The following is a 13,363-nucleotide window of genomic DNA, read 5'->3' as shown; positions in this document are numbered from 1 at the left end:
ATGCTGCTGCTGGCCGCGTTCACGGGGATGTGCGCCGCAGGGGCGGTCATCACCGCGGTAGCCGGGGTGCGGGGAACTGAACCGGGGGCGCGGGAGGGGCGTCCGCCGTCGCGTTGGCGACGGGTGCTGCGGTCGCCCGCGTGGCCGGGGCGCCGGAACCGGCTGCTGGCCGGTGCCGGGGCCGCGCTGGGTGTGCTGGTGCTGTCGGGGTGGCCGGTCGCTGCCCTGGCCGCCGCTGCGGCCGTGTATGCGCTGCCGCCGATGCTCTCGGGCCGGGCGCCGCAGCGCCGGATCGCCCGGTTGGAGGCGTTGGCTCAGTGGTCGCGGCGGCTGGCCGAGATGGTCGGCGCCAGCCGTGGACTGGAACAGGCCCTGGCCGACAGTGTCCGCGTCGCACCCGGCAGTATCCGCGATCCGGTCCAGACTCTCGCTGAGCGGCTGACCAACCATGCCAGCACCGAGCATGCGCTCCGGGCGTTCGCCGACGAACTGGACGACCCGGTCGCCGACCTGATCGCCTGCGCGCTGATCCTGGCCTCGCACCGCCGCGGCCCCGGTACCCAGGAGGCGTTGAGATTGCTGGCCGAGGCGGTGGAGCAGGAGGTGATCGTGCGGCGGGACGTGGAGGCCGAACGGGCCGGCCTGCGGACGACTCTGATCGTGATCGTGGCGTCCGTGGGCATGTTGAGTGTGTTCTTCGCCGCCTCCTCGACGCTCGCCGATCCCTACGGCACGTCCGTCGGGCAGGGCGTGCTGGCCATCGTCGCCGGGATCTACGCGGCGGGGTTGTGGTGGATGCGGCGACTGGCCGTCTTGTCCACCGGTACCCGCTTCCTACACGCCACACGTGTAGCAGCTGAGCAGGAGGCAGGCACATGACCGCGCTCGCCGCGCTAGTCGGGTGCCTGGCTGCCGTCGGAGTGATCGTGCTCGTCGGGGAGTTGCGGCCCGCACCGCCGCGCTTGGACGCCGCTCTGGCACGCATCCAACCCACCCCGATTCATCCCGACGATGCCCTGGCCTCCCGCATGAGCGGCAGCGAGCGTTGGGGACGATGGCTGGTCAAGCGGGTCGCGCGCCCTAGCGGATTGCTCGCTGTTCCCCTCAGCGACCTGGACTTGCTCGGGCGCTCGGTCGAGCGATTCATGCTGGTCAAACTGTCGCTGTTTCTCACCGGGCTGGCCGCGCCCTCGGTGCTGGGCGGCTTGGTGAGTTTGGCCGGTGGTTCGCCCCCGTGGAGGGTGCCGGTGCTGGCGGGGCTGGTGCTGGCGGTGGCGCTGTCGATGGTGCCGGACTGGAGCGTGCGCTCCCAGGCTCGGCAGCGCCGCAAGGACTTCCGCTACGCCTTCACCTGCTACCTGCAACTGGTCGCCCTGGAACGTCAAGCAGGTGCGGCGCTGAACAGCGCGCTGGAGAATCCGGCGAAGATCACCGATGGGTGGCCGTTCCAGCGCGTCCACCAGGCGCTGACCCGGGCCCGGCACGCCCAGCAGCAGCCCTGGCGCGGGCTGGCTCAACTCGGGGCCGACATCGACGTCGGTGATCTGATCGATCTGGCGCACACCGCCGAGATCGCCGGTAGCCAGGGCGCCAAGATGCACGACGTCCTGATCGCCAAGATCGCCTCGATGCGGCACGAGGCGTCCGCTGCGGCACGCGCGGAAGCCAACGCCCGTACCACCGCGATGTGGGTGCCCACCTCCCTGCTCATGCTCGGCTTCGTGATCCTGATCGGCTTCCCGTTCTTCTCCAAGCTCCTTGGATCGGGCTGAGCCACACCCATGCCACCAACCACGGGGGAACCTTTGCGCACACTCAACGCCATCACCACCAAGACTGCGGTCGCCGTGATCAACCGCCGTGACCAGCTCATCGCCGACCTGTGCCACGATCGCGACCGCGGATCGAGCACGGTCGAGACGATCATCATCGTCGCGGGCTTCGCGGGCCTGGCCTTCACCGTCTACCTCGCGGTCTCCGGGAAGGTGCATGCCTGGATCAACAAGATTCCCGGAGCCAGCGGCCCATGACCTGTCGTCGTTTCCCCGGGAAGGCGGAACGGGAGGCTGGCTCGGCCGCCCTCACCACCGCCATCATCTTCCCCGCCGTGGGTCTGCTGTTTCTGGCGTTGCTGCAAGCGGTGATGGTGTCGGTCGCCGGCGACATCGCATTGTCGGCCGCCGAAGAAGGACTACGCGTGGCCCGCGCCCACCACGGCACCACCGCACAAGGCCGTACCGCCGCAGTCCAGTTCGCCCGCGCCGAACCCGTTCTGCGCTCACCCGTCGCCACGGTGACCGGGAGCACCACCGTCACCGTGCGCGTGACCGGCAGCGCTCCGACGATCATGCCCGGCGTCCATATCGACATCACCCGGACCGTACGCGGCGCCCGCGAACGCTTCACCATCCCCGGGCGACCATGAACATCCGGATCGCCTGGCGGCCGAAGTCATCGCTTCATTCGAGGGACGCAGGGAACGCCACCGTCGAGGCCGCCATCCTCGCGCCGCTGTTCATCCTCTTCCTGGCCGGGCTACTGACCGCGATGCGCGTCCAACACGGTGCCGCCGTGGTGACTCAGGCCGCCGCGGATGCCGCGCGGCAGGCATCCATCGCCCGCACCGTCGGGCGCGCTCGCGCGGGCGCGGTCACCAGCGCGATGACGACGCTGCGCGACCATGACCTGCACTGCACGCCGACCGTCCGGCTCGACCTGGCCGGGTTCGGCCGTCCGGTCGGCCAGGGCGCCGTCGTGTCGGCTCGCGTCACTTGCGCGATCCGGCTCGCTGACGTCGCGTTGCCCGGCATGCCGGGAACCCGCACTGTCACCAAGACCCACCGTTCTCCCATCGACCCCTACCGCGCAAAGGCAGGGTGACCGCAATGACGTCCACCCCGACGCGCCCGTCTGGCGCAGGCGATCTTCGGGTGAGACTGACGTGAGTATCTTCGCGGTCATCATCACCCTGGTCGTGCTGGTGCTCTTCGGCGCCGTCGTCGATGTGGAGCAAAACCTCGAAGCCCGCCGGGACGCCACCACCGTCGCCCAGGAAGCCGCACGCGCAGGCGCCGGCCAAGTCGACCTCGATCGCGCCTATGCCCGCGGCGAGTTCACCGTGGACCGCCGGTCGGCGATACGCGCCGCCCGCACCTACCTGCGAGACGCCGGCTACATCGGAACCGTGACCGCCTCCGGGACCCGCGCCATCCGCGTCCAGGTCACCGTCACCCGGCCAGCGCTGTTCCTCCCCGTCATCGGCATCACCCACCTGCGGGCCGACGCCTCCGCGACCGCGAATCTGATCACCGGAGTGCGAGGACCCGACAGGCCATGAACAATCCTGTCCGCCCTCGCCTCGTCGAGGTCTGCCGCGGCCTGGGCGCGGTGCTCGTCTTCGCCATCCTGCTGGTCGGAGCGCCGATCGGCCTGCATGCCGTCGCCGGCTCCCCCGTCCCCGACACCCTGCCGTCCAGTGCCCAGATCACCACGATACTGCTGCGGCCTGACACCGACCAACGCCTGTTCCTGACGGCGATGCGCCTGCTGGGCTGGGCGGCCTGGACCGTGTTCGCCATCGCCACCTGCACCGAAACCATCAGCTACCTGGCCGGACGATCCGCACCGTTTCTGCCGCGTCCAGTACGTCCGCTGCAAATGCTGGCCCGGAACCTGCTCGCCACCGCCACCCTCGTCCTCAGCACCGCCACCCTCACCACCCACGCCTCAGCCAGCACCCACACCACCACCCCTTCGCCCATCCCCGAACCCCCCACCCCCGCGCCGTCCTCATCCGGCGCCGACACCACTACCACCGACGACGGCGAATGGGCGCCCCTACTCAGCGACAAGCCCACTGACCAGCAGGCTCCCAACCCCACCGCTTGGCGGACGCGTGTGGTTGAACGCGGCGACACGTTGTGGGCCATCGCCCATCGCGCCTACGGCTCCGGCAGCCTCTACCCCACCATCTACAAAGCCAGCAAACACCTCGATCAACCCGACGGTGTCCCCGCCCTGAGCAACCCTGCCGACCTCCACCCCGGCCAGCGGATACGACTACCCCCGATCAACAAGACAACCCCATGGTCAGCACCATCCCGCCCATCCCCACCATCCCGAACCGAACAGCCGTCACCAGACGCCGATACTCGCGCCGACCACACCCGACGACCTCCCGGTCGGCCACCAACCCCGAACGCGGCCAGGCCATCGCCAATCCCCAGCCCAATCGTCGCACCGCCACCCACAGGCCAGCCAACCGCCAACCAGCCCTCGCCGACCAACCGGACCCTGGACGAGGAGCACCCTTCCTCAGCCGTCACGCTGCCATCGGGCTCCTACATCGGCCTCGGCCTGGCCGCAGCGCTCAGCATCGCCGTCGCCGCCACCCGGCTCCACCGCCGCCACCAACACCGCCCAGGCACCACGACCACAGAAGACCCCCCGCCGCGCGAACCCACCCCACCGGCACCGGTCGCCCAGGTACGCAAGGCCCATCTGGACCAGACCCGCGTTGACCAGGACGCCTCAATCCCCTCCGACGCCGAGCTCGTCGCACACGACCGCATCACCCCAGCACCCGAGAGCATCACTCTGGGCACCCGCAACCAGCACCCCGTCAGCCTGCCCCTGCCCGGACTTCACCTCAGCCTGTCCGGCGACACCGCACTCGGCGCAGCTCGCGCCATCATCACCGAGCTGCTGGCCAAGGCGTCCCGCGACCGCGTCGAACTCCTCATCCCCCAGCCCGACCTCCAGGCCATCTACCCCGGCAGCGAACTCGCCGCCGCTCTTCCCGGCCTCACCACCATGCCCAACCTGAGTGCCGCCCTCACGCAGTTGGAGGCAGAAGTCCTGCGCCGCGCCCGGCTCCTGGAAACAGCGGACCAACCAGATCTGCCCGCCCTGCGCGCCACCGACCCGGCCGAACCGCTCCCCACCCTGCTCCTGGTCGCCTCCACCCCCGACCACAAAAACGCCGCGGCCCTGCACACCATCACCCAACTCGCCCGCCGCTACGGCATCGGCGCCCTCACCCTCGGCCTCTGCCCCACCGCGACCAACGCCCACCTCACCGACAACACCACCATCACGAACGCCGACGGCCCCCACGCCAGCACCCTGCTCGGCGCACGCCTGTTCCACCTCACCGCCGACGACGCCACCGCCATGCTCCACACCCTGCACACCGCCACCGGCGCCCCGCCCACCAACAATGTCTCCACATCGACCGACAACGGCGCAAGCAGCCAGACCACCCCCACAACCATCCAAGAACCCGCCGCGCTCGCCCCGCCACCACATCCCGCCGACGAGGACCACCCGCGACCTGCACGCCTGCAGGTTCTCGGCCAGATCCGCCTGCACACCGCCAACGGCCTCATCACCACCGGCATCCGCCGCAGCGCCCGCGACCTGCTCACCTACCTCGCCCTCCACCCCGACGGCATCACCCGCGACCAAGCAATCGGCGCCCTGTGGCCCGACCACTCCCCCGACACCGCCACCACCGCGTTCAACACCGCCGTAGCCAACATCCGCAAAGTCCTGCGCACCCACACCGGCCTCCGCGAACCCATGTTCGTCATCCACATCGCCGGCCGCTACCGCCTCGACTCCCACCTCATCAACATCGACCTGTGGCAACTCACTAGAGCCCTCACCCACGGCCGCCACGCAACCAACGACACCGAACGAACCGCCGCCCTCAAACCCATCACCAACCTCTACACCGCCGACTTCGCCACCGACCTCACCTACCACTGGGCCGAAGCCCACCGCGAATACCTCCGCCGCGCCGCCATCGACGCCCTCACCCAACACGCCCGGCACCTCCAGCACGACCACCCGGAACAAGCCCTGGCCGTCCTCGAACAGGCCATCACCCACGACCCCTACGCCGAACACCTCTACCGCGACGTCATGCAACTCCAAACCCGACTCGGCCACCCCGACGCCGCCCACCGCACCTACCAACTCCTCACCACCCGCCTCACCGACCTCAACACCGAACCCAACGACCAAACCCACCAACTCCTCACCAACCTCCAGGACCACTGACCCCTTCGGCCGGACACGCGGATTGGTGCGGGCCTCGATGGTGCCAGCGCGTATCAGAAGCACATCTCGGGTCTACTCGGCGATCGATTCCGCGTTCGAAACCCTCATCAAGCGCGATTGCCCCAAATGCCGCTTGGTCCCGGTCGACTTCGCCTTCAACCAGGTACCCAACCCGGCCACGCAGATCTGGAAGAGCGGAATCCTGGCCAATCCCGACTCCAAGGCCATCGGAGTGGACAGCGACCAACTCTTCGGTATCGGCATGCAAACCGCGATCCAGCAGTCACCGCTGCGCGGCAAGAACGTCATCGTCGTGGGCGGAGAAGGCGGCAGGCTCAACTACGAGCTGATCCGCCAGGGCACCCAGACCGCCTCGGTCCCGCTGCCGTACTCATGGCTGATGTGGGGACTCGCCGACACGCTCAACCGCGTCTTCGCCGGCCAGAACCCGCGCACCCTGCCGAGCGAGGGCGGCGGCTGGCAGTTCGTCGACAAGGAGCACAACCTGCCCGCCTCGGGCGCGCAGTACGAACCGCCAGTCGACTTCCGCAGCGCCTACAAGAAGATCTGGGCCGGCAGCTAGCCCCCACCCTGCCGGTCCGGACACCCACGAATTCGACGGAGACGTGATACCCATGCCCGAACAATCCTCGATCCCGATTCCCGGCTACCGTGCGGCGACCTGGCAGATCGATCCGGTGCACCCTCTGGTGGCGTTCACCGTCCGGCACATGATGATCAGTCGGTTCCGCGGCCACTTCACCACCTTCGGCGGCACCATCGTCACGGCCAAGGACCCGCTCGCCTCCTCGGTGACCGCGCACGTCGACATGGCCTCGATCGACACCCGCAACGAGGACCGAGACAAGCACGTGCGCTCAGCCGATTTTCTCGACGTCGAACGGTACCCGGAGATGTCCTACCGTTCCGTCAGTATGGCGTTCCGGGGTGACGACTGGCTGATCTCCGGTGAGCTGACCCTGCACGGCGTCACACGTCCCGTCCCGCTGGTACTCGAACCTCTCGGCTTCACCAGCGACTCGCGCGGGCCGAGGGCGGGCTTCTCGGCGAGCGCTGAGATCAACCGCCGCGACTTCGTCATCGACATCACCCTGCCGATGGCCGCCGGAGGCGTGATGGTCGGCGACAAGGTTTGGAAATCGAGGCGGTGATCACCTGACGATGAGCCCGTTCCCGGCATGGCGATCGGTGGATACGCGGCCGAGGCGTTCCCTGCGCGGGGCGAGGGCGACGTGGACCGACGACGAGGGGCCCTGTCACCGGACGTCTGCTCGGCCGCGAACCCGCGATTGCGCGCTGCTCTCCGCACGCGGCACTTCCTTCCCAACCTCCGGGGACACCGAAGGCTGTTTGACGAGCCCCATAGGGACCCCCGCCGCGACCGGTGATGGTCAGGCGGTGAGTTCGGGTCTGTGGTGGCGTGTCGGGGGTGGTGTGAGGGTGGCGAAGGCGACCGTGTTGTCGGTGTAGTGGTGGGTGCGGGTGTTGAAGCGGCCGCCGCAGGTGATCAGCCGGAGTGATGGGGGGTCAGTGTCGCGGAAGACGGTGTCGGTGGGAAAGGCGGTTTTGGGGTAGCGCCTGATGGTGTCGAGGCGGTAGGTCGCTTTCTGGTGATCGGTGCGGGTGATGGTGATCAGGTCGCCGGGGCGCGTGGCTCCGAGCCGGTAGAAGACCGAGGGGCCGTTGCGGGCGGAGTCGAGGTGGCCTTCGATGATGGCGGTTCCGGGTTGGCCTGGTGCGGCTGAGCCGGTGTACCAGGCGGCCTTGTCGTAGTCGGGTCCCGGCTGGGGGGCTTGGAGGGTGCCATCGTCGTTGAGCCCGAGCGCGATGATCGCCGCGCTCAACTTGATCGCGGGGATTTCGATCCGGGCCGGGACGGCGTAGGGCAGCGGGGAAGCCGATGGTGTTGCGATGGGGCCGGGGGCCGGGGTGGCGGCTGGTGCTTGAGGTGGCGCGCCTACGGTGAGTGGCGGCTGCGGCGCGTGTCGCTGGGCGGCGAGAGTGAAGGCGATGATGCTGGCGCCGGTGATGGCCAGGGTCGCTGCGGCCGCCGGGACGGCGTGGTCCTGGCGGCCGGCGGCGGGCCGCAGGGCTGTCTGCGCGGTGTGCAGGCGCGCTGCGGCGGTACGAAGGATCATTCAACGGCTGCGATGGTGCGGCTGCGGCCGTGGAGCGCCATGGCTCCGGCGGCCGCGGCCAGCAGCGCGGCCCCTAGACCGAGCAGGCCGGTGTGTTGCAGGCCGGAGGTGGATCCACCTCCGGTGGCGGCTCCGCCGTTGGGCATGGCCTTGCCCGACCCGCTGTTGTGCGGAAGGGCCAGGTAGGGGAAGGATCGGCCGAACTGCCTGTCGTTGTGGTCGACGCGGTCGCCCTTGGCCAGGGCGGGAACGAGCTTGCCGGTCTGCGCGGCGCCTTCAAGCGCTTGGAGTTCGATGTCGACGACGTCGTCGGTGAGCCGGCGCCCGTTGGGGAAGCCTTGCAGGTCACCGGCGAGGACTCCGAGCCGGTTGGGTTGGGCGGTCTGGGGGACGGCCATGTTCAGCCGCAGCTCCTCGGCTGGGGTGAACCGCTTGGGGTCGACGTCCTTGTTCAGCAGTTGCGAGTTGAGGTCGGCCTTGATCGGACCGCCGGAATTCTTGGAGATCCCGGTCAGGAAGATCTCCGACAGGTCCTTGCGCGGGGTGGCCGGTGCCTTGATCTTGTAGATCTTCTGGATCAGTTGCGGCACCTCGGGGTTGAGGACACGGTTCACCAGCGGTTGGACGGTGTGGTCCTGGGAAGGGTCGAGCCGGTTGAAGGCGTCTTTCAGCCCGGCTGGGGAGATCACCTCGTTGATCAGCGGGTTCCCCAGCCGGGAGACCTGCCGGTAGGTGCCCGCCGGCGCCTTGTCGATGCTGACGCCCGCTCCCTTGCGGTCGGTGGTGGACCAGACGCCGATCACGGGGTTGCGGGTGGTGTTTGCCTTGAGCGCCAGGTCGGACTTGGGAACCTGCAGCGTGATGTTGTTGACGTTGTATCCCTTGAGCGTGTCGGTACCGGTCTCGCTGAGGTCACCGCCGTAGAGCAGGTCGAAGATCCGCAGGTCCAGGAAGAACGAGTCATCGGCTTGCCCGACGTAGGATTTTCCTCCATCCGGCAGTGAGGTGATGGCCTGCTGCCGGAGTGCGGCGTAGTTGGGCATCGATGTCTTGCCGACGAAGGAAGGCGCGGCGATCGCGTCCTTGACCAGGGTCCGCGTCCGGTCCTTGGTGATCTTGGTCAGGGTGTAGTGCTGCCGGAACAGCAGCGTCGAATCACGCAGGGATTTGACGGGCCCGTCGTTGTACAGGAACGTCTTGTCACCCCTGCGGTCTTCGTTACGGAACGTCCACCGATAGGTGATATCGGCGTAACCGTCGCCATCGTTGTCGATTTTGATGTTGTAGCGCGCATTTGTGGCGAATGGGTAGAAGTTCGGGCCCCCGTCAGGCTCCTCGAACGGGATCCAGTTCGCGGCGATGGACACGGTGTCCGGGGAGTCGGGGCTGGTAAAGGCATACACGTCGGTGTTGTCGGCTTGGGGGTCATTGGCGATGAGCGGCGCCTCGCGATGGCTCGATGCCGTACTCGTCCCCGGGCCCAGTGTGGCCAGCATGCTGGCCACACTGAGCGTCCCCGCCGCCGCGGACGCGACTAGGACGCGATTTACGCGCACCCGCTCACGCAATTGGCGCATTCCGCCTGCCTCCTCCGGTCGGGCGCGGACACGGACATCAGACGGCCCCTTCCGCAGCTGATCACTGAATTGCCTCATACCCCGCTGGGGACCGAAACGCCCCGCAAGAAGATCTCTGGAATCGGAGTTGATCAGCTTTTGAAGGACCATCCGCAACAGGGGCTGAACGCGGTCGCCGTGCGCGAGGTGCAGGCGCGCACGCACCGCCTCACTTTGCGGAAACGACCCCAACGTGATCGACTTGGCAGGGCCCCGGCATCGCTCAAGACCGAAGGCGTTCCGCCAGGCATGGCGCGGTGTTTCCAGCGGAGGTTCAGACCGAGCCGGTAAGGCTGCGCAGGGCCAGCCCGGTCCCCACAACGATGACCAGCCAGGCGGTCACTATCCGGGTGTACCCGGCCAGGTTCCACGCGCGTCGACAGAACGGCACCTGATGCAGCACGTCACTGAGGCGGGCCAGCAGGAGCCCGGTGGCGGTGAGCGTGGCGGCCATGCCCGCGCCGTACCCGAGGACCAGCGCGACACCGAATCCGGAACGGCCGAGTGCGATCGCGCCGAGCAGCACCACCAGCGCCGAAGGACTGGGCACCAGCCCCCCGGCAATCCCCAACCCGAGCAGCCAACTCCGGCGAGAACCTCCATCCGGCCGCTTCACGTGCCGGTGCACCAGCCCGTGGCCGTGGCCGTGCCCGTGCCCGTGCCCGTGGGCGTGGGCGTCTTCGGGGGACTGAATGGCGGGATGCCCGGCCATCGCTGCGACTGGTAGGGCGGCATCCTCGCGAACCTCAAGGGTGGGGCGGGGGGTTCGGCGGGCTCGCCACGCACTGCGCAGCAACCCGAACCCGATAGCGGTGACCAGCAGTCCGCTGACGACGCCGAGGACCTTGAGCAGCGATTCCCCGGCCAGCGCTGCCGAGCCGCTGACCAGGAGCCCAAGAACCAGGACGCCCGCGGTGTGGGTGAGGGTGACAGTGGCGGCGACGATGACGGCGTCGCGCAGCCCGCCGCGCAGGTTGCGGCGGCGACCCAGGAGATAGGCCGCCATGACGGTCTTGCCGTGGCCGGGCATCGCGGCGTGGGACGCGCCGAGGACCAGCGCGAGGCATAGGGCGAGAAGGCCGATGGGGAAGGTCAGTTCTCGGGAGGCGACGAGCGCGTCCAAGCGACTGTTCAGCCGGTTGACCGCTCGGGTGAGGAGACCTGCGGAGGGCAGCTGCGGCAGCACTCCGACCGAGGACCCCGCTCCGTGGCCGATCCGAAGCGTGACCGAGCGCACGTCCAAAGGGGAGGCCAGAAGGTCATCGGGGTAGTGCCGTAGTTGCCGACTGACACTGCGGCGCGGAACCGGCGGGTGGTCGAGCTGGATTCCGTCGCCGACCGCGGTGATCTCGCGCCAGCCGATGCGATCGCTGCGGAAGCCGTCGGTGAAGACCACGTGCGACCCCGGCCCAAGAGACGTCGCGGCGGTCAGGGCGCAGGTGGTGCGGCTGGTCAGCAAGCCCGCCGCGCCCGGGACGTAGACGAAGGCTGAGGACCGGATCCGCCAGACCAGCGGCCTTCCCTGCACCTCAGCCGAAATGGCTCGGCTCAGCCGGGTGCACTGATCGCGCGCGTAACCGTCCGATTCGGCGGAGGTGACCCTGCCGTCGTGGTCCACGTCGGCCCTGCCCCGTTCCTGCAGAGTGGGAATCTCCGCGGAGTCCACGATCGCCAGGTCATCCACACGGTCGCTGCGCAGCGTCAGCTCGTCATAGTGACTGATGGTGAAGTTGCCCAGCGGATGCGCCGCTGCGGCCGAGACCGGGCCAACCCCGACCCCCACCAGCAGGATCACCACCAGCAAGATCAGCGCGGCCGGAAACACCACGAGCACACCCCTCGCCCATGGCACGCCATCCGAGGCCGGCAGCAGCAGACGGCGTGGTGAGTCCCTCACGTGACTCTTCCCAACGCGGCCATTTTCTCGTCCAGGTGCGGGTTGGCGCGAAAGGCTCTGACGCGGTCGCGGCGAGCGGCCCGGTGATCGCCGAGCGCCTCTTCGATGACGGCCTTGTGCTGATAGAACTGGGCGTTCCGCCAGCCCAGCCGTGTCGCCTTCTTCGCAAAGCCAAGCGCTTCCCGGTCCCTGCCATTCAGATGCAGAGCCCAGGCCAAGGCGTCGGCGACGACCACGCTGTGGCGGCGGCGCCATTCGGCACGGGCCTGGACCAGGGCCTGCCGGGCGTCACCGGTGTCGGCGGCGTATTCCGAGGCCGACAGGTTGTCGGCCACACCGCCTGCGGCGAGCAGCCGTTGGGTGGTGTCAAACAGCCGGCTCTGCTGGGCGGCCTCGTCCCTGCGACCCTGGGCGTTCAGTAGCTCCAGGTACTCCATGATGTACTGCGGTTGCGGCATCCGGCCCACGACCGCCTCATACGTCTTGAATGCGGAGCCGTGGTCGCCGCGACGCACCGCCGTTTTCGCGATCCCCTCAAGCGCCGGGGTATACGACTGGTCAGCTGTATAAGCAAGACGGTACTGATGGCCGGCTTGGGCGAAATCGCCTGAATGAAAGGCCAGTTCACCGAGATAGTACCGGCAGTAGGCGATCTCGGAGGGGACGTATGAAGCCTGCAGCGCCTGGAGCAGGAGCTTGCGGGCACCCTTCCGGTCACCGTGTATTTCCAACTCGTAGGAGGCTCGGGTGAACGACGACACGCCCGGGGCCAACCTGGTCATGCGGCCGACTGCAACGGTGGCGGCCGCGTAGTCACCCAGTTGGGTGTAGGCATCGGCCAGAACACCGAATACACCTGGACTGAAGGGGTTGGTCTTCTTGGCCTGCTCCCCCCAGCCTGCTGCGGCGCGAAAGTCGTGCCGTGCGTTGGCCAGCGCGCCCATCCCGACCATCGCCGCATGGTTGTCGGCGGGGCGCAGCGTGAGAGATCGCCGCAGCGCACCCTCAGCCTTGGGGTAGTAGGAGGGGTCAGCGCTGATCCGGGCCTGCTCAACATAAGCCCCACCCAGTTCCGCCCAAGTCTGGTAGTCGCCGGGAACTGCTCGCAATCTCTGCTGATAGCGGCTCACGGCATCAGCGCCGCCGCTCCCCGCCGGCACCGAGACGCCGCCTGTGGAGGGGCCTCTGCGCGCGATCCCGACCACGATCACCGCGACCGCCGCCGTGGCGATGACGAGAACCACCAGCCCGGCCACATGCAGGCGACCGAAGCGGTCTCCCCCTCGCCTCGCCCGGTTTCTCCGCCAAATCGCGGTGGCCCTCATGCCTGCGGTGCTCCTTTCAACTCACGATGACGTGACGGAAAGCCGTCCTCACGGCACGAAGGTGGCGCGGCGTCACGGCAGACCAAAAGCCGCCGCCATCGGCCGCTGCAAGCAAATTCCCGTTTCGCCGGATAATTCGCGCCCGTGTTGTAGTGCGATGCCGATAATTGCCATGGATGTCCGCTTGCCCTCCCTGGAAACGTGAGCAATATACCCTTCCAAGTGAACGGCATCCGTTAGGGCTGGTGGCGAGGGTTGCCCTTGGCGCCTTCTTGAAGGGAACACATGATTTGCCCAAGGTAA

At 68.3% G+C, this 13,363-nt stretch carries 13 protein-coding genes; 9 read left to right on the top strand and 4 right to left on the bottom strand.

Annotation, left to right across the window (positions count from 1 at the left end; genetic code table 11):
• The 9 genes from AMA02S_RS38280 to AMA02S_RS38240 all read left to right on the top strand — a co-directional run bounded on the left by AMA02S_RS38280 (nucleotide 1) and on the right by AMA02S_RS38240 (nucleotide 7,235).
• Nucleotides 1-879 carry a type II secretion system F family protein gene (locus AMA02S_RS38280; protein ID WP_067469519.1) on the top strand — a complete coding sequence of 293 codons (879 nt, stop codon included), beginning with the start codon at nucleotides 1-3 and terminating at the stop codon, nucleotides 877-879.
• Nucleotides 876-1,772: a hypothetical protein gene (locus AMA02S_RS38275; protein ID WP_067469516.1), complete on the top strand. Its 897-nt coding sequence runs from the start codon at nucleotides 876-878 to the stop codon at nucleotides 1,770-1,772. Before AMA02S_RS38280 ends, AMA02S_RS38275 begins: the two co-directional genes overlap by 4 nt.
• Before the next feature lie 33 nt (nucleotides 1,773-1,805).
• Nucleotides 1,806-2,030: a hypothetical protein gene (locus tag AMA02S_RS38270; RefSeq protein WP_067469509.1), complete on the top strand. Its 225-nt coding sequence runs from the start codon at nucleotides 1,806-1,808 to the stop codon at nucleotides 2,028-2,030.
• Nucleotides 2,027-2,425 carry a hypothetical protein gene (locus AMA02S_RS43140; protein ID WP_067469504.1) on the top strand — a complete coding sequence of 133 codons (399 nt, stop codon included), beginning with the start codon at nucleotides 2,027-2,029 and terminating at the stop codon, nucleotides 2,423-2,425. Before AMA02S_RS38270 ends, AMA02S_RS43140 begins: the two co-directional genes overlap by 4 nt.
• Nucleotides 2,422-2,880, top strand: a complete 459-nt coding sequence (locus tag AMA02S_RS43135) for a TadE/TadG family type IV pilus assembly protein (RefSeq protein WP_067469501.1) — start codon at nucleotides 2,422-2,424, stop codon at nucleotides 2,878-2,880. Before AMA02S_RS43140 ends, AMA02S_RS43135 begins: the two co-directional genes overlap by 4 nt.
• 61 nt (nucleotides 2,881-2,941) lie before the next feature.
• Nucleotides 2,942-3,337, top strand: coding sequence for a pilus assembly protein TadG-related protein (locus AMA02S_RS43130; RefSeq protein ID WP_067469498.1), 396 nt, complete (start codon nucleotides 2,942-2,944; stop codon nucleotides 3,335-3,337).
• Complete coding sequence (locus tag AMA02S_RS38250) at nucleotides 3,334-6,063, top strand: AfsR/SARP family transcriptional regulator (protein ID WP_067469495.1); 2,730 nt, start codon at nucleotides 3,334-3,336, stop codon at nucleotides 6,061-6,063. Before AMA02S_RS43130 ends, AMA02S_RS38250 begins: the two co-directional genes overlap by 4 nt.
• Nucleotides 6,064-6,196: 133 nt before the next feature.
• Nucleotides 6,197-6,646, top strand: coding sequence for a type 1 periplasmic-binding domain-containing protein (locus tag AMA02S_RS38245; protein WP_067469492.1), 450 nt, complete (start codon nucleotides 6,197-6,199; stop codon nucleotides 6,644-6,646).
• Nucleotides 6,647-6,698: 52 nt separating this feature from the next.
• Entirely contained in the window at nucleotides 6,699-7,235 is a 537-nt protein-coding gene (locus AMA02S_RS38240; RefSeq protein WP_067469489.1) for a YceI family protein, read from the top strand.
• Between the two features lie 240 nt (nucleotides 7,236-7,475).
• Here AMA02S_RS38240 and AMA02S_RS38235 read toward each other — a convergent pair whose 3' ends face one another.
• The 4 genes from AMA02S_RS38235 to AMA02S_RS44515 all read right to left on the bottom strand — a co-directional run bounded on the left by AMA02S_RS38235 (nucleotide 7,476) and on the right by AMA02S_RS44515 (nucleotide 13,060).
• The gene (locus tag AMA02S_RS38235; RefSeq protein ID WP_084266028.1) at nucleotides 7,476-8,222 is read right to left on the bottom strand and encodes a class F sortase; all 747 of its coding nucleotides are present in this window, start codon (nucleotides 8,220-8,222) and stop codon (nucleotides 7,476-7,478) included.
• Nucleotides 8,219-9,718, bottom strand: coding sequence for a DUF4331 domain-containing protein (locus AMA02S_RS38230; protein ID WP_245668021.1), 1,500 nt, complete (start codon nucleotides 9,716-9,718; stop codon nucleotides 8,219-8,221). The genes AMA02S_RS38235 and AMA02S_RS38230 overlap by 4 nt, the downstream gene beginning before the upstream one ends.
• A 394-nt stretch (nucleotides 9,719-10,112) precedes the next feature.
• Nucleotides 10,113-11,666, bottom strand: coding sequence for a High-affinity nickel-transporter (locus AMA02S_RS38225; protein ID WP_245668020.1), 1,554 nt, complete (start codon nucleotides 11,664-11,666; stop codon nucleotides 10,113-10,115).
• 65 nt (nucleotides 11,667-11,731) lie between these two features.
• Entirely contained in the window at nucleotides 11,732-13,060 is a 1,329-nt protein-coding gene (locus AMA02S_RS44515) for a tetratricopeptide repeat protein (RefSeq protein ID WP_245668019.1), read from the bottom strand.
• Between the last annotated feature and the right edge of the window lie 303 nt (nucleotides 13,061-13,363).

The organism is Actinomadura macra NBRC 14102, from assembly GCF_001552215.1.
Taxonomy (GTDB): domain Bacteria; phylum Actinomycetota; class Actinomycetes; order Streptosporangiales; family Streptosporangiaceae; genus Spirillospora; species Spirillospora macra.
Note: the sequence above shows the minus strand (reverse complement) of the source record. Positions and strands in the feature narration are given on the sequence as shown.